Genomic DNA, 20222 nt, shown 5'->3' on the forward strand with positions numbered 1-20222 from the left:
GACAGCATCGGTCGACTTCGGTCATACAAACCGCAATAAAAGGTGCGGAACGATGCTTTTACCGGTCAGTCACAAAGCGTTCGTGATCACGCAACACCGTTCGTTCACAGTGGCCCCATGACTCAGGACAAGTTCGATGCTACGCGGGCCCGCGACGGCCGCGCGATCCACCACCTGCTCTCGGCCACGGCCGGATTCCGGGGCTGGTGGGAACGCCGCCACGGGCACGCGCCCCCGACCGGTGATACCGACGCCCGGCCGCCGCTCGCCGAGGGGCAGCAGGCCGGGCCGTCCGCCGAGGCCGCCCCGGTGGTCACCGGTGCGACGCTGCTGTGGCGGATGCGGACGACGGTGAAGGACGAACCGGGCTCGCTGGCCGTGCTGTGCACGGCGCTGGCGGAGCACCGGGTCGACATCCTGAGCCTGCAGACGCATCCGCTGGCCGAGGGCACGGTGGACGAGTTCCTGCTCCGGGCGCCCGAGGAGCTGTCGGCCACCGCGATCGGCCGGGCCGTGTCCGAGGCGGGCGGCGCCGAGACCTGGATCGAGCGCGGTGACGCCCACGATCTGGTGGACGCCCCGACCCGGATCCTCGGCCTGGCCACACGCACGGCGCTGGACGCGGCGGAACTCCCGCTCGCGTTGCGGCAGTTGCTGGGCCGCTGCACCATCCGCTCGCTGCCCGCCATCGCTCCCGGCTCGGGCCGGGCCCAGGAGAGCGCCCCGGTCGAAGGGGTCCTGGAGGAGACGGTGATGCGGCTGCGGGCGCCGGAGGGCGGGATGATCACGGTGGAGCGGCCGTATCTGCCGTTCACGCCCACGGAGTTCGCGCGGGCGCGGGCCCTGGTGGAACTGGACGCACGGCTGGGGCCGCGGGTCCCGCACGGCGAGGACGTGCTGACGCTGTCCGAGGGCGACGACATCACGGTGCGCCGGGCCGACGGAGGGGACCTGCGGGCGGCCAGGGAGATGCACGAGCGGTGCTCCGCGCGCACCCTGAGCATGCGGTACCACGGGCCGGTCGGGGACGCCGACCGGTATCTCAAGCACCTGCTGAGCCCGCGCTTCGGCCGGACGCTCGCCGCGCGGACCGCCTCGGGCCGCCTCGTCGGACTGGGTCACCTCCTCTGGGACGGTGACGAGACGGAGATCGCGCTGCTCGTCGAGGACGACTGGCAGCGGCGCGGGATCGGCGGCGAACTGCTCCGCAGGCTGGTGGACATGGCGGCCGGGACGGGCTGCGCGAACGTGTACGTGGTGACGCAGTCGTCCAACACGGGGATGGTCGCGGCGATGCGGGCGCTCGGGCTGCCGCTCGACTACCAGATCGAGGAGGGGACGCTGGTGATCACCGCGCGACTGGACGAGGTCCGGGTGGTGGAGACCGCGGAGGGGCGCCGCAGGGGGTGACGCCCGGCGTCGGCTACCGGTGCGCCGCGGCGCATCGCGCGGTTCCCCGCGCCCCCGCGGAGGTGCCGCGCACCCTGCTCCCCAGCGCCTCGTCCAGGTCCGCCCACAGGTCCTCGACGTCCTCCAGGCCCACCGACATCCGCAGCAGCCGGTCGCTGACGCCCGCGCCCCGGCGGTCGGTCTCGTCCACGATGCGGTGGCTGATGGAGGCGGGGTGCTGGATGAGGGAGTCGACGCTGCCGAGGCTCACCGCCGGGGTGATGAGACGGACCGCGGCGATGACCTCGTGGGGGTCGCCGTGGACCTCGAAGGCGATCATGGCGCCGCCGATACGCGGGTAGTGGACCCGGGCGACGCGCGGGTCGGCGGCGAGGCGGCCGACGAGGTCGGCGGCGGTCGCCGAGGCCGCGCGGACGCGGACCGGGAGGGTGGACAGCCCGCGCAGCAGGAGGTAGCCGGCGAGCGGGTGCAGGACGCCGCCGGTGGCGAAGCGGATCTGGCGCAGCCGCCCGGCGAACTCCTCGTCGCAGGCCACGACCCCGGCCATGACGTCACCGTGGCCGCCGAGGTACTTGGTGGCGCTGTGCAGGACGAGCCGGGCGCCCTGTTCGACGGGGCGTTGCAGGACCGGCGTGGCGAAGGTGTTGTCGGCGAGCAGCGGGACCGAGCCGCAGGCATGGGCGAGGGCGCGCAGGTCGAGTTCGGCGAGGGTCGGGTTGGCCGGTGTCTCGACCAGGACCAGGCCCGTGTCGGGGCGCAGGGCGTCGGCGACACCGGCCGGGTCGACCCAGGTGACCTCGGTGCCGAGCAGCCCGGCGGTGAGGAGATGGTCGCTGCAGCCGTACAGGGGGCGTACGGCGACGACATGGCGCAGGCCCGTCGAGGCGCGGGCCAGAAGCACGGCGCTCAGGGCGGCCATGCCGCTGGCGAAGGCGACCGCGCCGCCGGTGCCTTCGAGGCGGGCGAGGGCGGTCTCGAAGCGGGCGACGGTCGGGTTGCCGAGCCGTCCGTAGATCGGCGGGCCCTCCGGCTCGGCCCCGTCGCCGGCGAAGGCGTCGATGCGGGCGGCCTCGCCCCGGCTGTCGTACGAGGGGTAGGTGGTCGACAGGTCGATCGGCGGAACGTGCAGGCCCTGGCGTGCGAGGTCGTCGCGGCCGGCGTGCACCGCCTCGGTGGCCAGTGCTCTCGGCGTGGTGCGTGCGTGGTCGTACGCGTGCGTGCTCGCTGAGTCCATGGGCGCCAGCGTGAACATCCGCCGGGCTCCGGTGTGCATATCCCGTGCTACGTTCGGGCAATGGCCGAATCCGTCGTACTCGATCCGGTGGACCTCCATCTGCTGAGGCTGCTGCAGAACGACGCCCGGACGACGTACCGGGACCTCGCCGCGCAGGTCGGGGTCGCGCCGTCGACCTGTCTGGACCGGGTGACCCGGCTGCGCAGGGCCGGGGTGATCCTCGGTCATCAGCTGCGGCTGGATCCGGCCAAGCTGGGGCGCGGTCTGGAGGCGCTGCTGTCGGTGCAGGTCAGGCCGCACCGGCGGGAGCTGGTGGGGCCGTTCGTGGAGCGGATCCGGGCGCTGCCGGAGTCGCGGACCGTGTACCACCTCACCGGGCCGGACGACTATCTCGTGCATGTCGCGGTCGCGGACATGGCGGATCTGCAGCGGCTGGTCCTGGACGGGTTCACCTCGCGGCGCGAGGTGGCGCGGGTGGAGACCCGGCTGATCTTCCAGCAGTGGGAGTGCGGCCCGCTGCTGCCGCCGGACGCCGAACGGGACACTCCATGAGCGCTTCAGCCATGGGCCCGGCCGGATCACGCCGTGAGCGGAATCCGGCCGACGTAAGGCTCAAGCGGGCCTTAAGCAGCTGACGTCGCTCCGCCGCCGTACCAAGATTGTCGGCATGGCTGACACCAAGAGCTTCCTGCCCCGCGAGGTCGCCGACGCGTACGTCGACGACCTCGTCGCCCTCGACCCCGTGACCGGCACCTATCTGGGGGTGAAGGAGAGTTCCGGCAGGCTGCCGGACACCTCGCCGGCGGGCCAGGAGGCCCGGGCGGAGCTGATCCGGGCGACGCTCGCACGGCTCGACGAGGCGGAGCGGCAGCCCGGCGCGGACAGTGACGCCGAGCGCCGGTGCGCGCGTCTGCTGCGTGAGCGGCTGACGGCGGAGCTGGCCGTGCACGAGGCCGACGAGGGGCTGCGCGCGGTCGGCAACATGGTCACGCCGCCGCACGAGGTGCGCGAGGTCTTCACCATGACGCCCACCGAGACCGAGGAGGACTGGGCGGCGATCGCGGAGCGGCTGCGCGCGGTGCCGACGGCGTACGCCGGCTATCGCGAGTCCCTCGCGCTGGGCCTGGACCGCAAGCTGTACGCGGGCCCGCGTCCGACGGCGACGTTCATCGGCCAGCTGACCGAGTGGGCGGACACGGACGGTTCGGGGCGCGGCTGGTTCGAGGACTTCGCGTCGGCGGGTCCCGAGTCGCTGCGCGCCGAGCTGGACGAGGCAGCGCGCGGGGCGACCCGGGCTGTGGTGGAGCTGCGGGACTGGATGCGGGACGTGTACGCCCCGGAGGTCGCGGACGCGCCGAACACGACCGGCCGGGAGCGCTACGGCAGGCTGGTCCGCTACTTCACGGGCTCGGACCTGGACCTGGACGAGGCGTACGCGTACGGCTGGGCCGAGTTCCACCGTCTGCTCGGCGAGATGAGGAAGGAGGCGGCGAAGATCCTGCCCGGCGCCGGGACTCCGTGGGTGGCGCTGGCGCACCTGGACGAGCACGGCCGGCACATCGAGGGCGTCGACGAGGTCCGCGAGTGGCTGCAGTCGCTGATGGACGAGGCGATCGAGGCCCTGGACGGCACCCACTTCGACCTGGCCGAGCCGGTCCGCAAGGTCGAGTCGTGCATCGCCCCGCCCGGCGGCGCGGCGGCCCCCTACTACTCGGCCCCGACCGAGGACTTCTCCCGGCCGGGCCGCACCTGGCTGCCGACGATGGGCGCGACCCGCTTCCCCGTCTACGACCTGGTCTCCACCTGGTACCACGAGGGCGTCCCCGGCCACCATCTCCAGCTGGCGCAGTGGGTGTACGTCAAGGACGACCTCTCCCGCTACCAGGCGACGATCGGCGGGGTGAGCGCCAACGCCGAGGGCTGGGCCCTGTACGCGGAACGCCTCATGGACGAGCTGGGCTTCCTCAAGGACGCGGAGGAGCGGCTCGGTTACCTGGACGCGCAGATGATGCGCGCGACCCGGGTCATCGTCGACATCGGTATGCACCTGGAGCTGGAGATCCCGGCGGACTCGCCGTTCCACCCGGGCGAGCGCTGGACCGTCGAGCTGGCCCAGGAGTTCTTCGGCGCCCACAGCAGCCGTCCGGCGGACTTCGTGGAGAGCGAGCTGACCCGCTATCTGACGATGCCGGGCCAGGCCATCGGCTACAAGCTCGGGGAACGCGCCTGGCTGCTGGGCCGGGAGAACGCGAAGCGACGCCATGGTGAGGCCTTCGACGCCAAGGCCTGGCACATGGCCGCGCTCTCCCAGGGCTCCCTGGGCCTGGACGACCTGGTGGAGGAGCTGTCCCGGCTGTGATCCGGGCCGGCCGGGCCCGCCACCGCCATCGCGGGCCGGGCCCGGCCGCCACCACCGCCGCTTCCGGCCGGGCCCGGCCGCCGCCGCACCGCTTCGGGGAGCGGGGAATCCGTACGACCGCTCAGCCGGTCAGGGGTCTCACGCGGACCAGGCCGAGCCAGGTCTCCGGCCCCGTCGAGACATGGGCGGCGCGCACCCCGTAGCGGCCGGGGCCCAGCTCCACCCGTATGTGGTCCGTGTCCCGGAAGGCGCTCCCGGGCCAGGCGGCGTCGAACAGGACGACCGGGCCCGGCACCCGCCACTCCACCTCCGGCTCCCAGACGGCCGTGTCGAGCGCCGCCGGGACGGCCGCGAGGAGTTCGGCCTCGGTGTCGGCGGCGTACCAGCGGACGAAGGTGCCGTGCTCGGGGAGGTAGGCGGTGGAGGCGGGTTCATGGCCGAGGACCAGGGCGCGGGTGTCGCCGACCGGCAGCAGGCCGATGTGACCGTCGACGTCACAGGCCCGGTCGTAGTCGGACGAGGTCTCGTCGCCGTCGGCGCCCGCCCAGAACGGCAGTACCGCCTCCGGCAGCGCTATGAGCGGTCCGCCGCTCGACTCCACCCACCGCACCACATCGGGCACCGCCACCGCATCCGCGTATCCAGCCATGCCCCGAAGCTACACGGCGCCCGCGTAGCCGAACTCGCCGCCCCCGCACCCCTCTTGACAGATTGTCAGCAACCGCAGTTCGCGTCGTCCACCGGGCCGGTCAGCGGGTCCACCGCCTGCCGCGCCCCGCCCTCCCAGGTCTCGTAGGCGAGGCCCTCACGCGCCCAGTACTCGAAGCCGCCGAGCATCTCCTTGACCCGGAAGCCGAGTTCGGCGAGGGCGAGCGCGGCGCGGGTGCCGCCGTTGCAGGCGGGGCCCCAGCAGTAGGTGACGACCGGCACGGACTTGTCGAGCAGCGTCTCCGCCAGCTCGGTGATCCGCGCGGTGGGGAGGTGGACGGCGCCCGGGACGTGACCTTGCTCCCAGGACCGGGTGGAGCGGGAGTCGAGGACGACGAAGCCGGGGTCGCCGTCGGCGGCGAGGGCTGCGGCCACGTCGGAGACGTCGGTGTGGAAGAGGAGGCTCGCCCGGAAGTACGCGGCGGCCTCGGCCGGAGCGGCGGGGGCGACCCGCAGGACGGGGTTGGCGGCGGACGTGGCGGTGACGCTCATGAGCCGGCCTTTCTCTCGTGGAAGCCCTTGTTTCCCTGACCTGAAATCTATGGCCGGTGATCATCTCCATGAAGAGGCGTTCCACGGCCCGAGGCTTGATCGGCCGGGGATTCCCCTGCTATCCCTCGACCATGACCGTGAATCCCCCGCACGAGCCCGATGTCACCGACTGGCGCATCCTGGAGGTCCTCCAGCGCGAGGGCCGGGTCAGCTTCGCCGAACTCGCCCGGGCCGTGTCGATGTCGCCGAGCGCCGTGACCGAGCGGGTGCGGCGGCTGGAGGAGGCGGGCGTCATCCAGGGGTACGCGGCCGTCGTGGACCCGGAACGGCTGGGGCTGCCGATCCTGGCGTTCGTGCGCCTGCGCTACCCCAACGGCAACTACAAGCCCTTCCACGACCTGGTGGCCGTCACGCCCGAGATCCTGGAGGCGCATCACGTCACGGGCGACGACTGCTTCGTGATCAAGGTCGCCGCCCGTTCGATGCGCCACCTGGAGGAGGTGTCGGGCAAGATCGGCGCGCTGGGGTCGGTGACGACGAGCGTCGTCTACTCCTCACCGCTCCCCCGGCGCCCCCTGGGCCACTGACACGATCACCGGCCCCGCTGCCGCACGACCGACCCCGTCCGCTCCTTGACGACCTCCAGCTGGGCGTGGACGCGCCGCCGCAGATCGGCGACATGGCTGACGATGCCGACACTGCGGTCGCGTTCGCGCAGCGCGTCGAGGACGTCGAGGACCTCGTCGAGGGTCTGGTCGTCGAGGCTGCCGAATCCCTCGTCGATGAAGAGCGTGTCGAGACGTACGCCACCGGCCTCGTCGGTCACGACGTCGGCGAGACCGAGGGCGAGCGCGAGGGAGGCGAAGAACGTCTCTCCGCCGGAGAGCGTGGCCGTGTCCCGCTCCCGCCCGGTCCAGGCGTCGACGACATGCAGCCCGAGCCCGCTGCGGCCCCGTCCGGCCCGGTCGTCGGAGTGGACGAGGGTGTAGCGGCCGGAGGACATGCGCTGGAGCCGTACGGACGCGGCGGCGGCGACCTGTTCCAGCCGGGCGGCGAGGACGTACGCCTCCAGCCGCATCCTGCGCTCGTTGTCGGCGGAGGTGCCGGCCGTGAGCGTCGCCATCCGGGCGACCCGGTCGTACTCCTCCCGCAGGGGCGCGAGCCGGCGTACGGCGGTGGTGGCCCGCGCGGAGAGCCGGTCCAGTTCGGAGCGGCGGCGCTCGGCTGCGTCCCACGCGGAGACGGTGTCCTGGAGCCGCCGGGCGGCGGCCTCGGCGGTCCGCTCGGCGGTCGCGAGGTCGGCGGGCGGCCGCTCGGCCGCGGCCGCCGTCTCCGCCTCGGCGAGGACGGCCCGTACGGCGGCCCCCTCCGACTGCCGGGCGTCCAGGCGGTGTTGAAGATCGCGGTGGGCGGCGTCGTCGAGGACGGCGGCGGCAGCGGCCACCGGGGTGTCGAACCCGGCGCGGAAGGCGGCGTCGGCGAGGCGCGCGTCGGCGTCCTTGAGCCGCTGCGCGGTGTCGTCGGCCGCCCGCACGGCGTCGGCGGCCCCGGTGAGCAGCGCGGCCAGCCGTTCCAGCTCGGCGGCCCGCGCGGACACGCTCTCGGCCTCGCCCCGAGCCTCGGTCAACTCCGCTTCCAGGGCTTCCCGTTCCCGTTCCAGCGCGTCACGCCGGGTGGTGCGGGTCGCGGCCCGCAGCACCGCCTCCTGCTGGGCGGCGGTCCGCCGGTCGTGTTCCCGTTCGGCGTGCAGCAGCGCCTCCCGCGCGGGGTGCAGCTCGCCGGCGCCGCGCCGTGCCTCGGCGTACGCGTCCTCCAACTCGGCCGCCAGCTCGGCGAGTCGAGCGGTCGGGGTGTCACCGGCCTCGGCGCTCGCGGCGGCCAGCGCCCGCTGGGCGAGCCCGAGCAGCCGCTCCGCGTCGGCGCGCTCGGCGTCGGCCCGCTGGAACGCGGCGAGCGCCCGCTCCTCCGCCTCCCGGTCCACGTGTCCGGCGACCTTCCGGGCCGGCTCGGGGTGTTCGGTGCCGCCGCAGACGGCGCAGGGCCGCCCCTCGACGAGTTCGGCGGCGAGTTCCGCCGCGATGCCCGACAGCCGCTGTTCCTTGAGGTCCAGCCAGTGCGCGCGGGCTTCCACCGCCGACTCGGCCAGCCGCAGCACCCGCGCCTGCGCCTCGTCGGTGTCCCGGCCCAGCTGGTCCCGCTGCCGGGCCGCCGCGAGCCGCTTCCCGGCGGGTTCCCGGCGCTCGGCGAGCTGTTCGGCGCGGGTGGCGGCCTCCTGCGCGGACTCGATCCGGGTCCGCAGCTCGGCGCGGGCGGTCTCCCAACCGGCCAGCCAGCCCCCGGCGTCCTGGAGGACGTCCTCGTCGGCCCGCTCCTCGTCGAGCAGTTCCGCCCGCTCGCCGAGGAGCACCGCCAGCCGCCGCTCCGCACGGCGGGCCGCCTCCAGACCGCCCAGTTCCTCCGCCACCTTGCGGGCGGCGCCGGCGAGCCCGGCGGCACCCGCGTCGGCGTACGTCCCCGGCAGCCCGGCGCGCCCCCGCTCTTCCTCCGCACTCGCCCGCCGATGCTCGCGCTCGGCCTCGTCGCGCAGCTCCAGCGCGGGCACCACGGCCTCCGCCTTGCGGGCCCGCTCCATCCGCGCCCGGTCCTCCCGGTGCGCGTCGGCCCGCTCCTCCAGCCGCGCGGCCCGCTCCCGCGCCTCCGCGAACCGCCGTTGCAGCCGGGCGACTTCGCGTACGTCGTCCAGGGCGCGGTCGGCGGCGGCGCGGGCCGACTCGGCGGCGGCGCGCGCGCAGTGGGCGACGGTGAGCCGTTCCCGCGCGGTGCTGCGGGCGACGGCGGCCCAGCCCAGCACGGCGTCGGCGAGCCCGGGGTCGCCGGGTGCCGCCTCGGGCGGCTCCGGGCCGTCCCCCGCCGCCTGCTGCATCCGGTGGGCGTCGGCGAGCAGGTCCGTGTCGCCGTCGCGCACCCGTGCCTCGGCCGCCCGGCGCCGGTCGGCGAGCCGCTTCTCGACGGCGGCGAAGTGATGGGTGTCGAAGAGCCGGCCGAGCAGCTTTCCGCGTGCCTCGGCGTCGGCCCGCAGGAACCGCGCGAAGTCGCCCTGCGGCAACAGCACGACCTGGCAGAACTGCTCCCGGCTCATCCCCAGGACCTGGGTGATCTCCTCGCCGATCTCCTGGTGGGACCGGCTGAGATCCTTCCAGGACCCCGCGCCCGCGTCGTACTCGCGCAGCCAGCTCTGCGCCTTGTCGACCGTGGTCCCCGCCCGATTCCCCTTCTTCGGCCGCTCCCAGGGCGGCTGTCGGGTGACCTCCAACCGGCGTCCGGCGACGGTGAGTTCGAGCCGGACCTCGGTACGTGTCGAAGGCGCCGCGTGGTCGCTGCGCAGGGTCATGCCCTGCCCGCCGCCGTTCTGCCGGGCGCCCGGCACCGAGCCGTACAGCGCGTAGCAGACGGCGTCCAGGACCGAGGTCTTGCCCGCGCCGGTCGGGCCGTGCAGCAGGAAGAGCCCGGCGGCCGAGAGGTCGTCGAAGTCGACGGACTGGGCGCCGCCGAAGGGGCCGAAGGCGGTGATGTCGAGCCGGTGGAGCCTCATCGGTCCCCTCCCGGGGCGGGCCGGGGCGACGGGTGGACGGGGTTCACCGGGCGACCTCCCGCACCGTCTCGTCGGCCCTTACGTCGTCGAACGCGTCCCTGAGCACGCGCCGTTCGTGTGCGTCGGGGCCCGTGCCGCGGACGTGGGCGACGAAGTCCTCGGCGATCTCCTGGTCGTCGCGGCCGGCGAGGCGGCGGGCGTAGGAGATGTCCGGGTCGCCGGGGGCGCGCTCGGGATCGAAGACGAGGCTGAGGGTGTGCGGGAAGCGGGCGCAGAGCCGGGCCATGGGCTCGGCGGGCCGGACCGGGTCGGTGAGGGTGGCCTCGACCCAGGCCTCCTCGTGCCGGGCCAGCTCCGGGTCGGCGAGCAGTTCGTCGAGCCGTCCCCGGATCCGGGCGAGAGGACGGGGGACGGGGCAGTCCACGCGCTCGGCGTCCACCGAACCGTCGGCGCCGAGGTCCACCAGCCACATGCTCTTGCGGTGGTCGGCCTCGGAGAAGGAGTACGGCAGCGGGGACCCGGAGTAGCGGACGCGGTCGGTGAGGGTCTGGCTGCCGTGGAGGTGGCCGAGCGCCACATAGTCGACGCCGTCGAAGACCCCGGCCGGCACGGAGGAGACACCGCCGACGGAGATGTCCCGCTCGCTGTCGCTGGGCGCGCCGCCGGTGACGAAGGCATGGGCCAGGACGACGGAACGGGTGCCCTCGGCGCGGGTGGCCAGATCCGCCCGGACCCGGTCCATGGCGGCGGTGAGCACCGCCTCGTGGCCCGGCTTCTCGACGCCGAACTCGTCCCTCACCAGGGCGGGTTCGAGATACGGCAGCCCGTAGAAGGCGACGTCGCCGTCGGCGTCCGGCAGCACCACCGGCGTCCCGACCGCCGAGGCCGCCGTCCGCAGATGGACGCCCGCCCGGCCGATGAGTCCCGCGCCGACACCGAGCCGCCGCGCCGAGTCGTGGTTCCCGGAGATCATCACCGTGGGCACCCCCAGCTCGGCCAGCCGGTGCAGGGCGTCGTCGAAGAGTTCGACCGCCGCCAGCGCGGGCACCGCCCGGTCGTACACGTCCCCGGCCACGACCACCACGTCCACGTCGCGCTCCCGCACGGTGGCGACCAGATGCCCGATGAACTCGGCCTGCGCGCCGAGCATGTTGACGCGGTGGAACGTCCGGCCCAGATGCCAGTCGGAAGTGTGCAGCACCCTCATGAGATCGCCCCGACCCGCACCTTCACCCCTCATGCCCCTCCGGAACCGCCGCGATACAGCGCCGAACAGCGCGAACCGCCACGAACCGGACCAGGGCTCACCGTCAACGCCCGCCACGCTAACGCATCCCGCACCCGCTCCTCTCCGGAACGGGGAGCCGCGGGCACACGTCGAGGGCCGGTCAGGCGTCCCCGTACGCCTCGCCGCCGAGTTCCAACTCTGCCGTGCCCGCGGTGGAGTCGGCGAGCCAGGCGCGGAACGCGTCCACCTCGGCGTCGGGCAGGGCGATCTCGATGGTGACGGCCTCCGCGTACCGCACGTCACGGACCTCGCGCCCGGTGGAGCGCAGGTCGTTCTGCACCTTGCCGGCGCGCTGGTGGTCGACGGTCACCGTGGCCAGCCGGAAGCGTCGGCGGGTGAGGGTGCCGAGCGTGTCCAGGGCCTCGCCGACGGCACCGCCGTACGCCCTGATGAGGCCGCCCGCGCCCAGTTTGACCCCGCCGTAGTACCGGGTGACGACGGCGACGACGTACCGCATGTCCCGGCGGAGCAGCATCTGCAGCATGGGGACGCCGGCGGTGCCGCCGGGCTCGCCGTCGTCGCTCGCCCGCTGGACGGCCGCGTCGGCGCCGATGACGTACGCGAAGCAGTTGTGCGTGGCGTCGGCGTGCTCCTTGCGGACGGCCGCGACGAAGTCCTGGGCCTCCTGCTCGGTGGCCGCCGGGGCGAGCGCGCACAGGAACCGGGAGCGGTTGACCTCGGTCTCGTGCACGCCGGCGCGGGCGACGGTGCGGTACTCGTCCTGCATCCGGCCAGCCTATGCGCAGGCCGGCGCACGCCGAGGGGCGCCCCGTCAGGGCTTCTTCTTCCCCCGGGCCACGATCAGGTCCGTCAGCAGGGCCGTGCCCGGGGTGAGCGCGGCCCAGGTCTCGCCGTGCCAGGAGAGGAACGCGATCGCCGAGGTGGGGAACTTGGTCCGTACGTCGTCCAGGGTGTCGTCGAGGCCGTCGCCGGCCAGGTCGAGGACGAGTTCCTCCAGTCCCGGGTTGTGGCCGACGAGCAGCAGCGTGCGCACCCGGTCGGGGACCTCGCGCACCACGTCGAGCAGCTCCGGCACCTCGGCGGCGTACACCCGCCCGTCATGCCGTACGGGCGGCGGCGTTCCCCACTCCGCGGCGGCCAGCTCCCAGGTCTGCCGCGCCCGTACGGCCGTGGAGCAGACGGTGAGGTCGGGCAGGCAGTCCGCCCCGGCGAGGGCCCGGCCGGCAGCGGGGGCGTCGCGCAGGCCGCGCGGTGCCAGGGGCCGCTCGTGGTCGGGAACGCCCACCGGCCACGCGGACTTGGCGTGCCGCAGGACGACGAGTCTGCGCAGGGGGCCCACGCCGGCGCGCGTGATCATGCCGATGCTCCGATCTCACGGGTGAGTTCCAGTCCGAGGAGCCGGTCCGCGTAGGCGTACGTCTCGAACCGCGCGCCGTCCGGCACGTCCCGCGCCCCCTCCACCTCCCTCAGTACGCCGAGCACCGCGCGTACGTCGAGGTCGTCCTCCCACGCGGCGCGCAGGGCCTGCCGCACGGGCTCGGGAACGGGCCTGGACGGCCGCGTCGCCCAGGCCGCGACCGCCGCGCGCCAGTGGGCGACCGTGTCGGCGGCCTCGGCGAGCGCGGTCGCGTCGAGGGTGGCGGGGGCCCGGTGGGGCTGCGCGAGAAGGGCGAGGCGGAGGGCGGAGCCCGACGGGGCCGGGGAGCCCGACGGGTCGGGTTCCCCGGGGCCGGTCACCGGGGCGACCGCGACGCTGAGGCCGGTCCCGGGCTCCCCCGAGCCGAACACCCGCAGCACCCGCTGTCCTCCCCCCGCCGTCGGGGCCTCGCTCGGCCGGACACCGAGGTCGTCGGCGCGCGCCCGCAGCGCGGTGGACGGGTCGGCGACCAGCAGGACGGGGCTCCCGCCCAGTTCCAGGGCACGGGCGAGGACATCGGCGACCAGCAGGACCCGCAGGGCCGAGGTGTCGTCCCCCGGCACGTCGGCATGGACCCGGGTGAGCGCCCTGCGGATCTCGGCGGGCTCGCCGGTCCGGGCGTCGGTGATACGCAGCACGGGGTGAGCGTAGGCGCGGGACGGCCGGAACGCAGTGCGGAGGACGGTATTCCGGAGATCGCGCCGTACCGCGGCCGCTCGAAGCCGTACGTGAACCAGTTCCCGGAAGCGGTGCCGGACGTCACGCCCGGCACCGCTTCCGGGAATCGCCGGGCCCCGCCCGCTGTTGCCGCTGGCAGCGCACCGCACGGACGGGCGCTCCACCGGCCGACCGACCGACAGAGGAGACGGCATGTACGGCGACCCCGCCACGATCCGCAGGGTGCTGACGGAACTCGGCGACACCTGGGCCGTCGTCGGCCTGTCCAACAACCGCGACCGGGCGGCGTACGGTGTCGCCCAGGTCCTCCAGCGCTACGGCAAGCGCGTCGTCCCGGTGCACCCCAAGGCCGAGACGGTCCACGGCGAACAGGGCTACGCCTCCCTCTCCGCCATCCCCTTCCCCGTGGACGTCGTCGACGTCTTCGTCAACAGCGACCTCGCGGGCTCCGTAGCCGACGAGGCCACCCGCATCGGTGCCCGGGCCGTCTGGTTCCAGCTCGGCGTGATCGACGAACCGGCCTACCACCGCACCCGCGAGGCGGGCCTGGACATGGTCATGGACCGCTGCCCGGCCATCGAGATTCCACGGCTGGCCTGAGGACCCCGCTCCCCCGGTCCGCAGAGCATCGTCGAGGCGGCCCCGGACCTCACTCGTGCGCGACCACGGCCACCGGCACCCCCGCGTGATGGAGCACGGCGTGCACCACGGGCCCGATGTGCGCCCCCACCGGCGAATGCCGTACCCGGCGCCCGACGACCACCAGGCACGCGTCCCGGGACGCCGCGAGCAGATGCTCCGCCGCCTTCCCCCGGCGGGACTCCTCCACCACCTCCACCCCGGGAAACTCCCGTCGCCACGGCACCAGCACCTCGGTCAGCGTCCCGGCCTCCACCTGGCCCACGTCGGCGTCGAGATCGGCCTCCAGCTCGGGCCGCTCGCGGAGGCCCGAGTGCGGCGGCGGACGCCAGTCGTGCAGGATCCGCAACGTGGTCCCGCGCACCAGGGCCGCCTCGAACGCGAACCGGATCAGCGTGTGATCCGGCTGCACGGTGTCCAGCCCGAGGACGACGGGCCGGAACGGCGACCCGGCACCCGGCTCGCCCTCCGTCCCCGGCTCGGTCCCTTCCCCGGCCGGCCCCGGCGAACCCGGCCCTCCGGCCGGCCCCGGCACATGCTCGTCCGAGGCCCGCTCCCCGGCCCGTACGAGCACCACCGGCCGCTCCGTGTGCGCGACCACGTGCAGCCCCACGGAGCCGAGCAGGAACCCGGCGATCCCGCTCAGCCCGCGGGAGCCGAGGACCAGCAGTTCCCCGCTGTGGGCCACCCCCACCAGTTCCTCGCTCGCCCGGCCCGCCAGCTGCTCGACCCGCACGTCGAGGCCCGCGTGCCGTGACCGGATCCCGTCGGCCGCCTCACGCAGCACCTTCCCGACGCCCGGGTCCCGCCACGCGCTCCGCCCCACGCCCACCGGTCCCACCTCCGCGCCGACGGGCGGGCCCGTCCCCGGCCCCAGCACCGGTTCCCTGCCCATCGGCTCGGGAACCGGCTCCCAGACATTGACCAACCGCAGCGGCAGCGCGCGAAGCGAAGCCTCCCTGGCCGCCCACTCGGCGGCGGCCAGACTCTCGGGCGAAGCGTCGATACCGGCGGTGACGGTGCGGAACATGGGCGCACCTCCAGAGGTCGAGGTCTGCTTCCAGGATCGCCGCAGCGCGGCCGATCCGCAGGGGCGCGACCGGGCCGCGGTGAGGGGGCCCGCCCCCGCACGGGCCCCGCGTCACACCGGCAGCAGCCGGGTCACCAGTTCCCCCAGCCGCCGCGCGTTCCGGCAGGCGTGCATGTCGACGATGTCGGCGTAGACGTGGGCGGCGGAGTCGCCCGTCCCCCACTGCTGCGGCGACTCGGGGTTCAGCCAGTGGACCCGGCGGGCGCGGGCCGCGATCCGCCGCAGGGCCTCCGGGTGCGGATCGAACCCGTTGGTGCGGGCGTCCCCCAGGACGATCACCGACGTACGGGGGCCCACGGCGTCGAGGTGCCGCTCGGCGAACTCCCCGAGCGCGGCCCCGTAGTCACTGCTGCCGTGCCAGCCGGAGACGGCGGCCTCGGCGGTGATCCGGCGGGCGAGCTCCGCGGGGTCGGCCGCGCCATGGGTGACCAGGCCGGTGACCTCGTCGACGCGGTTGACGAACGCGTACACCCGCACCTTGCTGAACTGGTCCCGCATCGCCTGCACCAGGAGCATCGTGAAGTTGGCGAACCCGGCGACCGAGCCGGACACGTCGCAGAGCAGCACGATCTCCGGGCGGGCGGGCCGGTGCCGCCGGTAGGCGGGGCGCAGGGGCACCCCTCCCGTGGACAGCGAGCGCCGGAGGGTGCGCCGGATGTCGATCTGACCGCGTGCGGCCCGGCGCCGCCGGGCGGCCAGCCGGGTCGCGAGCTTCCGGGCCAACGGCTGTACGGTACGGCGGAGTTCGACGAGCTGCTCACGGCTCGCGATCAGGAAGTCGACCTGGTCGGCGCTGGGCGCGACACCCCGCGCGGCGATCGTCTCCGCGCCCCGGCGCTCGGCGACCCGCCGCCGCGCCTCGGCACCCACCCGCTTCCGGAACTCCTCGATACGGCGCCGCACTTCGTCGGCGTCCAGCCGCTCGGTGAACCCACCCGAACCGAGACCGGAGCCGCCACCGGCCTCCGCACCCGCTCCCGCGTCGAATGACAAACCGCCACCGAATCCCATCCGGAACCCGGCCCCGCCTCCTCCGCCCGTCCCACCCGTCCCGCCGGCCTCCCGCGCACCCGCCAGAATCCGCGCCAACAGCGTCTGCGGCCGAAGGCGGTCCAGCGTCTGGTGGGCCGACCAGCCGTCCGACCCGGGGGAACCGTAACGGCCGAGCAGTTCCACGGCCTCGGCCGCGAGCCGGCCGAGCGCGACCGCGTCGTTCAGGGCCAGCGCCTCGGCGAGCCGGTCCCGCAGCTCGTCCCGGTCCCCGGCCGAGGCCCGCCGCGCACCGGTCAACTCCCCCACGCCGAGGGGGAAGTACAGCTCGAAGGTCGAGTCGAACACGGCGCGCTGCCGGTCGGCGCGCAGCAGCGCCGCCGCCAGCCCCTCGCGGATCCGCTCCCGGTCGGCGAGGCCCAGCACCTCCAGCACCGCCGCCGCGTCCACGGTCTCACCGGGCCCGATCCGAATCCCGTGACCACGCAACGCCCGTACGAACGCGGTGAGCCGGTCGGCCAGCGGCGCCGCCGAAGCCGTACGCACCTCACGCACTCCGTCGGCCCCGGCCCCGGCGGTCATACCAGCGTCAGCTTCCGCGCGGCCTTCTCGATGTCGTCCTGGTGCTTGAGGATCACGCCCAGGCTGTCCCGTACGACGTTCTCGTCGAGGGTGTCGGCGCCGAGGGCCAGCAGGGTGCGGGCCCAGTCGATGGTCTCGGCGACGGAGGGGGCCTTGCGCAGCTCCATCTCGCGCAGCGCGCCGACCACGCGGACGACGGAGTCGGCGAGGGCGGCGTCGAGGCCGGGGACCCGCAGCCGTACGATCCGGCGCTCCAACTCGGCGTCGGGGAAGTCGAGATGGAGGAAGAGGCAGCGGCGGCGGAGCGCCTCGGAGAGTTCCCGGGTGGCGTTCGAGGTGAGGACGGTGAAGGGGCACCGGGTGGCGGTGATCGTGCCCAGTTCCGGGACGGTGACCTGGAAGTCGCTGAGCACCTCCAGCAGCAGCCCCTCGACCTCGACGTCCGCCTTGTCGGTCTCGTCGATGAGGAGCACGGTCGGCTCGTCGCCCCGGATGGCGGTCAGCAGGGGGCGGGTGAGCAGGAACTCGTCGCTGAAGATGTCGGTGCGGGCGTCGTCCCAGGCCTCGTCGCGCCCGGCGGTGATGCGCAGCAACTGCTTGGCGTGGTTCCACTCGTACAGCGCGCGGGACTCGTCGATGCCCTCGTAGCACTGGAGCCGGACCAGCCGGGCGGCGCCGACCCGGGCGACGGCCTTGGCCAGTTCGGTCTTGCCGACGCCCGCCGGGCCTTCCACCAGCAGCGGCTTGCCGAGCCGGTCGGCCAGGAAGACGGTGGTGGCGACGGCGGTCGAGGCCAGGTATCCCACGTCGGCGAGCCGTGCGGCGACCTCGTCCACAGAGGCGAAGAAACCGGTCCCGGTGGCTTGCGGCCGCTCGTGGGCGTCGTGCTCGGCACGGTCCGCGGACTCGTAGGTCATGTGCTCTCCCCCTGGCCCTGTGCGCGAGGCCGTTCCCCGACACCTCCCCCAAAGTTACCAAGCGGTCGCTTTCCCTGTCTGCGGACCGAGGGTCCCGGTCCCGGACCGGACCTCAGGCCGCCACGACCAGCCGCTCCACCAGATCCGCCCATCCCCGCTCCAGCCGGTCCAGCGACATCCCGCGCCGCTCCACCAGGTGATCCACGAGCCCGATGTCCAGATAGCCCAGCAGGGTCTGCGCCAGCAGTTCGAGGTCGCCCGTCGCACGGGCCCGGCGCAGCAGCATGCACAGATGGCCGAGACGGAGCTGCGTGGCGGGGCCGGTGTGGCGGCGGGAGAGGTCGGCGCGGGCGGCGAGGTAGAGGTCGCGGTGGGCGTACTCGTGGCGGATGACGGCGGCGCCGAAGGCCCGCAGCCGCTCGACGGGCGGCGCGTCGGGGCCCAGGGGCGGCGGCCCGGTCAGGAAGGCGGCCTGCAGCTCCCGCTCCTGGTGGTCGAGGAGCGCGACCATGAGCCCGAACCGGTCGCCGAACCGCCGGAAGACGGTGCCCTTGCCCACCTCGGCGGCGGTCGCCACGGCCTCCATGGTCAGATTGGCGGCTCCGCAGTCGGCCGCGAGCTTGGCGGCGACCTCCAGCAGCCGCGTACGGTTGCGGGCCGCGTCCGCGCGCAGTCGTGGCTGGTCGGAGGCGGTCGGGGTGAGGTTCAGCAGTCCGTCGAGGGGGTCGGGGTCCTGAGGCGCCGGGAAGGGCGGCAGCGACTCTTTCATGAAATGAGCGTAACGCTCACCACAGAGAAGTGGACCCCGGTCCGGATAGGTGCTACAAATTTCAACGGACCCCGGTCCGCTTAGCTCGCCCCACCGGGCCCGTGCCCGGTCAGCCTTTCCCCACGTGCACATCCTTGCTAGGAGTCAGCTCATGTCCGTACGCATCCTCGCGCTCGTCGGCAGCCTTCGCGCCGGTTCGCACAACCGCCAGCTCGCCGAGGCCGCCGTGAAGCACGCCCCCGAGGGCGTCGAGATCGAGCTGTACGAGGGTCTGGGCGACGTCCCGTTCTACAACGAGGACGTCGACAACGAGGCCGCCCTCCCGGCCACCGCCGCCCGGCTGCGCGAGGCCGCCGGCCAGGCCGACGGCTTCCTGCTGTTCTCCCCCGAGTACAACGGCACCATCCCGGCCGTCCTGAAGAACGCCATCGACTGGCTGTCCCGCCCGTACGGCGCCGGCTCCTTCACCGGCAAGCCGGTCGCCGTGGTCGGCACCGCGTTCGGCCAGTTCGGCGGCGTGTGGGCGCAGGACGAGACCCGCAAGGCCGTCGGCATCGCCGGCGCCACGGTCCTGGAGGACGCCAAGCTCTCCATCCCCGGCTCGGTCGTCCGCTTCGCCGAGACCCACCCGGCCGACGACGCCGAGGTCGTCACCGGCCTCACCGAGGTCCTGAACCAGCTCACCCAGGCGGGCACCGCCGCCGCCTGATCCGGCGCTCAGCCGTCCCGCCGGGTCCCGGGCCACACGCCCGGGGCCCGGCGTCGGCGTTCCCGGCACCGGCACCGGCGCCGCGGCGAGCGACCCGGCCGCTCCGGGGCCGCCCTCAGACGGTCACTCCCAGCCCCTCCAGCACCACCGCGTTCGGCAGCTCCGCGAGCGCCTTCCCCGGCACCAGCAGCTTGCCGCGCCGCCGGCCGCTGCCGACCAGGACATACGGCAGATCGACGACGGCCGGGTCCACCAGCACCGGCCAGGCCGCGGGCAGCCCGAGGGGCGTGATGCCCCCGTACTCCATCCCGGTCTCCCCGACAGCGGTGTCCATCGACGCGAACGAGGCTTTCCGCGCGCCGAGTTGGCGGCGGACGACGCCGTTGACGTCGACGCGGGCGGTGGAGAGCACGACACACGCGGCCAGCGTCGACCCGCCGCCCCGCCTGCCCGCGACGACCACGCAGTTCGCGGACTGTTCGAGCAGTTCCTGCCCGTAGTGCTGGACGAAGACCGCGGTGTCGGCCCACGCCGGGTCCGTCTCGACGTACAGGATCCGGTCGGCGGGAACACTTCCCGGCCAGCCGCGTACGGTGTCGGCGACCGGGCCGACGAGGTCGTCGAGGCAGTCGGGGGCGGGGGTGACGTGGTCGAAGTCTCCGATGGGTGCGCGCATGGACGCACGGTAACAAAGGCCCGGTGGCGGCCGGTTCGGCGTCCCGGTGCCGCGTCTCAGTGCTGCACGGGAGGCACCGACACCGTCAGCACCAGCTCCGTCGGCACGTCTCCCCGGTTCGCGTACTCATGGGCCGCGTTGGCCTCGAAGGTGACGCTCGAACCGGCCGGGACGCGGTACTCCGTGCCCTCGACGGTCAGGGTCAGTTCACCGGCCGTGACATGCGCGATCTCGACCGTGCCCAGGGGGTGCGGGTCCGACCCGCTGCCCTCGCCCGGCATCAGCAGCCAGCTCCACATCTCCAGCGGGCCGGGCGCCTCCGTACCGGCCAGCAGCTTGCTGTAGCTGCCCGCCTCGGTGTGCCACAGCCGGACCACCTGCTCCGGCGGGACGATCCGGACCCTCGGCCCCTGCTCGTAGTCGAGGAGCGTGGTGACGCTGACGCCCAGCGCGTCACCGATCTTGACGACGGTGCCGATGCTGGGGTTGGTGCGGGCCTGCTCGATCTGGATGAGCATGCCCCGGCTGACTCCGGCGCGGGCCGCGAGCGTGTCCAGGGTGAAACCCCGCTCGGTGCGCCAGCGCTTGACGTTCCGCGCCAGGGACTGGGTCAGCAGGTCGAGATCCGACACATTCCGTCCAATATTCTCAATGGCAGGGTTCAGTGCGATGCACCAACGGTGACGGGCCCACTGTACTGGCTGTCCTGGT

Annotated in this window: 20 protein-coding genes; 6 read left to right on the plus strand and 14 right to left on the minus strand. The window is 74.1% G+C overall.

Annotated features, from left to right (window positions below; all coding sequences use genetic code 11):
* Nucleotides 1–117: 117 nt before the first annotated feature.
* On the plus strand, nt 118–1410 hold the full coding sequence (locus J8M51_RS10825) for a GNAT family N-acetyltransferase (RefSeq protein ID WP_086751626.1): 1293 nt from the start codon (nt 118–120) through the stop codon (nt 1408–1410).
* A gap of 13 nt (nt 1411–1423) precedes the next feature.
* Here the strand turns inward: J8M51_RS10825 and J8M51_RS10830 are convergent, their stop codons facing one another.
* A complete protein-coding gene (locus tag J8M51_RS10830; protein WP_086751643.1) occupies nt 1424–2644 on the minus strand; it encodes a trans-sulfuration enzyme family protein in 1221 nt (406 codons plus the stop codon).
* Between the two features lie 60 nt (nt 2645–2704).
* Here J8M51_RS10830 and J8M51_RS10835 point away from each other — a divergent pair, with 60 nt between their 5' ends.
* Together J8M51_RS10835 and J8M51_RS10840 are read left to right on the plus strand one after the other, a co-directional pair.
* Nucleotides 2705–3196: an Lrp/AsnC family transcriptional regulator gene (locus J8M51_RS10835; RefSeq protein ID WP_086751625.1), complete on the plus strand. Its 492-nt coding sequence runs from the start codon at nt 2705–2707 to the stop codon at nt 3194–3196.
* Nucleotides 3197–3311: 115 nt separating this feature from the next.
* Nucleotides 3312–5003, plus strand: coding sequence for a DUF885 domain-containing protein (locus tag J8M51_RS10840; RefSeq protein WP_086751623.1), 1692 nt, complete (start codon nt 3312–3314; stop codon nt 5001–5003).
* A 121-nt stretch (nt 5004–5124) separates the two neighbouring features.
* On the opposite strand, the gene J8M51_RS10845 is transcribed toward J8M51_RS10840, so the two are convergent.
* Nucleotides 5125–5652 (minus strand): immunity 21 family protein, encoded by a 528-nt coding sequence (locus J8M51_RS10845; protein ID WP_086751621.1) that lies wholly within the window; start codon nt 5650–5652, stop codon nt 5125–5127.
* Between the two features lie 65 nt (nt 5653–5717).
* Nucleotides 5718–6203, minus strand: a complete 486-nt coding sequence (locus J8M51_RS10850) for a rhodanese-like domain-containing protein (protein ID WP_086751619.1) — start codon at nt 6201–6203, stop codon at nt 5718–5720.
* Nucleotides 6204–6334: 131 nt separating this feature from the next.
* On the opposite strand from J8M51_RS10850, the gene J8M51_RS10855 reads away from it, so the two are divergent.
* A complete protein-coding gene (locus J8M51_RS10855; protein WP_086751640.1) occupies nt 6335–6790 on the plus strand; it encodes an Lrp/AsnC family transcriptional regulator in 456 nt (151 codons plus the stop codon).
* 5 nt (nt 6791–6795) lie between these two features.
* On the opposite strand, the gene J8M51_RS10860 is transcribed toward J8M51_RS10855, so the two are convergent.
* The 5 genes from J8M51_RS10860 to J8M51_RS10880 all read right to left on the minus strand — a co-directional run bounded on the left by J8M51_RS10860 (nt 6796) and on the right by J8M51_RS10880 (nt 13099).
* Nucleotides 6796–9795, minus strand: a complete 3000-nt coding sequence (locus tag J8M51_RS10860) for an AAA family ATPase (RefSeq protein ID WP_267299138.1) — start codon at nt 9793–9795, stop codon at nt 6796–6798.
* A gap of 43 nt (nt 9796–9838) precedes the next feature.
* The gene (locus J8M51_RS10865; RefSeq protein WP_086764241.1) at nt 9839–11002 is read right to left on the minus strand and encodes an exonuclease SbcCD subunit D; all 1164 of its coding nucleotides are present in this window, start codon (nt 11000–11002) and stop codon (nt 9839–9841) included.
* 181 nt (nt 11003–11183) lie between these two features.
* Nucleotides 11184–11810, minus strand: a complete 627-nt coding sequence (locus tag J8M51_RS10870; protein ID WP_086764238.1) for a YigZ family protein — start codon at nt 11808–11810, stop codon at nt 11184–11186.
* Nucleotides 11811–11855: 45 nt separating this feature from the next.
* Complete coding sequence (locus J8M51_RS10875; RefSeq protein ID WP_086764235.1) at nt 11856–12401, minus strand: SixA phosphatase family protein; 546 nt, start codon at nt 12399–12401, stop codon at nt 11856–11858.
* Nucleotides 12398–13099: a hypothetical protein gene (locus tag J8M51_RS10880; RefSeq protein ID WP_086764233.1), complete on the minus strand. Its 702-nt coding sequence runs from the start codon at nt 13097–13099 to the stop codon at nt 12398–12400. The genes J8M51_RS10875 and J8M51_RS10880 overlap by 4 nt, the downstream gene beginning before the upstream one ends.
* A gap of 232 nt (nt 13100–13331) precedes the next feature.
* Between J8M51_RS10880 and J8M51_RS10885 the strand changes: the two genes are divergently transcribed.
* Nucleotides 13332–13739 (plus strand): CoA-binding protein, encoded by a 408-nt coding sequence (locus J8M51_RS10885; RefSeq protein WP_086764231.1) that lies wholly within the window; start codon nt 13332–13334, stop codon nt 13737–13739.
* A gap of 49 nt (nt 13740–13788) precedes the next feature.
* Here J8M51_RS10885 and J8M51_RS10890 read toward each other — a convergent pair whose 3' ends face one another.
* From J8M51_RS10890 to J8M51_RS10905, 4 genes are all read right to left on the minus strand, one after another.
* Nucleotides 13789–14808 carry a universal stress protein gene (locus tag J8M51_RS10890; protein WP_086764229.1) on the minus strand — a complete coding sequence of 340 codons (1020 nt, stop codon included), beginning with the start codon at nt 14806–14808 and terminating at the stop codon, nt 13789–13791.
* A 111-nt stretch (nt 14809–14919) separates the two neighbouring features.
* Nucleotides 14920–16440: a VWA domain-containing protein gene (locus tag J8M51_RS10895; protein ID WP_267299139.1), complete on the minus strand. Its 1521-nt coding sequence runs from the start codon at nt 16438–16440 to the stop codon at nt 14920–14922.
* Entirely contained in the window at nt 16437–17357 is a 921-nt protein-coding gene (locus J8M51_RS10900; RefSeq protein ID WP_086763411.1) for an AAA family ATPase, read from the minus strand. Before J8M51_RS10900 ends, J8M51_RS10895 begins: the two co-directional genes overlap by 4 nt.
* Nucleotides 17358–17469: 112 nt before the next feature.
* Nucleotides 17470–18126, minus strand: a complete 657-nt coding sequence (locus J8M51_RS10905; RefSeq protein ID WP_086763413.1) for a TetR/AcrR family transcriptional regulator — start codon at nt 18124–18126, stop codon at nt 17470–17472.
* Nucleotides 18127–18277: 151 nt separating this feature from the next.
* Between J8M51_RS10905 and J8M51_RS10910 the strand changes: the two genes are divergently transcribed.
* The gene (locus J8M51_RS10910) at nt 18278–18835 is read left to right on the plus strand and encodes an NAD(P)H-dependent oxidoreductase (protein WP_086763415.1); all 558 of its coding nucleotides are present in this window, start codon (nt 18278–18280) and stop codon (nt 18833–18835) included.
* A gap of 115 nt (nt 18836–18950) precedes the next feature.
* On the opposite strand, the gene J8M51_RS10915 is transcribed toward J8M51_RS10910, so the two are convergent.
* Together J8M51_RS10915 and J8M51_RS10920 are read right to left on the minus strand one after the other, a co-directional pair.
* The gene (locus J8M51_RS10915) at nt 18951–19511 is read right to left on the minus strand and encodes a YbaK/EbsC family protein (RefSeq protein ID WP_086763417.1); all 561 of its coding nucleotides are present in this window, start codon (nt 19509–19511) and stop codon (nt 18951–18953) included.
* A gap of 56 nt (nt 19512–19567) precedes the next feature.
* The gene (locus tag J8M51_RS10920) at nt 19568–20143 is read right to left on the minus strand and encodes a helix-turn-helix domain-containing protein (RefSeq protein ID WP_086763419.1); all 576 of its coding nucleotides are present in this window, start codon (nt 20141–20143) and stop codon (nt 19568–19570) included.
* Nucleotides 20144–20222 lie beyond the last annotated feature (79 nt).

This window comes from Streptomyces griseiscabiei, assembly GCF_020010925.1.
GTDB classification, from domain to species: Bacteria; Actinomycetota; Actinomycetes; order Streptomycetales; family Streptomycetaceae; genus Streptomyces; species Streptomyces griseiscabiei.

Bases quoted from the DNA above. Each gene is read 5' to 3' on its own strand.
- J8M51_RS10870 (WP_086764238.1), bottom strand. From the start codon at position 11,810: ATGCAGGACGAGTACCGCACCGTCGCCCGCGCCGGCGTGCACGAGACC.
- J8M51_RS10910 (WP_086763415.1), top strand. From the start codon at position 18,278: ATGTCCGTACGCATCCTCGCGCTCGTCGGCAGCCTTCGCGCCGGTTCG.
- J8M51_RS10855 (WP_086751640.1), top strand. From the start codon at position 6,335: ATGACCGTGAATCCCCCGCACGAGCCCGATGTCACCGACTGGCGCATC.
- J8M51_RS10830 (WP_086751643.1), bottom strand. From the start codon at position 2,644: ATGGACTCAGCGAGCACGCACGCGTACGACCACGCACGCACCACGCCG.
- J8M51_RS10840 (WP_086751623.1), top strand. From the start codon at position 3,312: ATGGCTGACACCAAGAGCTTCCTGCCCCGCGAGGTCGCCGACGCGTAC.
- J8M51_RS10905 (WP_086763413.1), bottom strand. From the start codon at position 18,126: ATGAAAGAGTCGCTGCCGCCCTTCCCGGCGCCTCAGGACCCCGACCCC.
- J8M51_RS10835 (WP_086751625.1), top strand. From the start codon at position 2,705: ATGGCCGAATCCGTCGTACTCGATCCGGTGGACCTCCATCTGCTGAGG.
- J8M51_RS10860 (WP_267299138.1), bottom strand. From the start codon at position 9,795: ATGAGGCTCCACCGGCTCGACATCACCGCCTTCGGCCCCTTCGGCGGC.
- J8M51_RS10890 (WP_086764229.1), bottom strand. From the start codon at position 14,808: ATGTTCCGCACCGTCACCGCCGGTATCGACGCTTCGCCCGAGAGTCTG.
- J8M51_RS10845 (WP_086751621.1), bottom strand. From the start codon at position 5,652: ATGGCTGGATACGCGGATGCGGTGGCGGTGCCCGATGTGGTGCGGTGG.
- J8M51_RS10865 (WP_086764241.1), bottom strand. From the start codon at position 11,002: ATGAGGGTGCTGCACACTTCCGACTGGCATCTGGGCCGGACGTTCCAC.
- J8M51_RS10915 (WP_086763417.1), bottom strand. From the start codon at position 19,511: ATGCGCGCACCCATCGGAGACTTCGACCACGTCACCCCCGCCCCCGAC.
- J8M51_RS10900 (WP_086763411.1), bottom strand. From the start codon at position 17,357: ATGACCTACGAGTCCGCGGACCGTGCCGAGCACGACGCCCACGAGCGG.
- J8M51_RS10895 (WP_267299139.1), bottom strand. From the start codon at position 16,440: ATGACCGCCGGGGCCGGGGCCGACGGAGTGCGTGAGGTGCGTACGGCT.
- J8M51_RS10885 (WP_086764231.1), top strand. From the start codon at position 13,332: ATGTACGGCGACCCCGCCACGATCCGCAGGGTGCTGACGGAACTCGGC.
- J8M51_RS10850 (WP_086751619.1), bottom strand. From the start codon at position 6,203: ATGAGCGTCACCGCCACGTCCGCCGCCAACCCCGTCCTGCGGGTCGCC.
- J8M51_RS10875 (WP_086764235.1), bottom strand. From the start codon at position 12,401: ATGATCACGCGCGCCGGCGTGGGCCCCCTGCGCAGACTCGTCGTCCTG.
- J8M51_RS10825 (WP_086751626.1), top strand. From the start codon at position 118: ATGACTCAGGACAAGTTCGATGCTACGCGGGCCCGCGACGGCCGCGCG.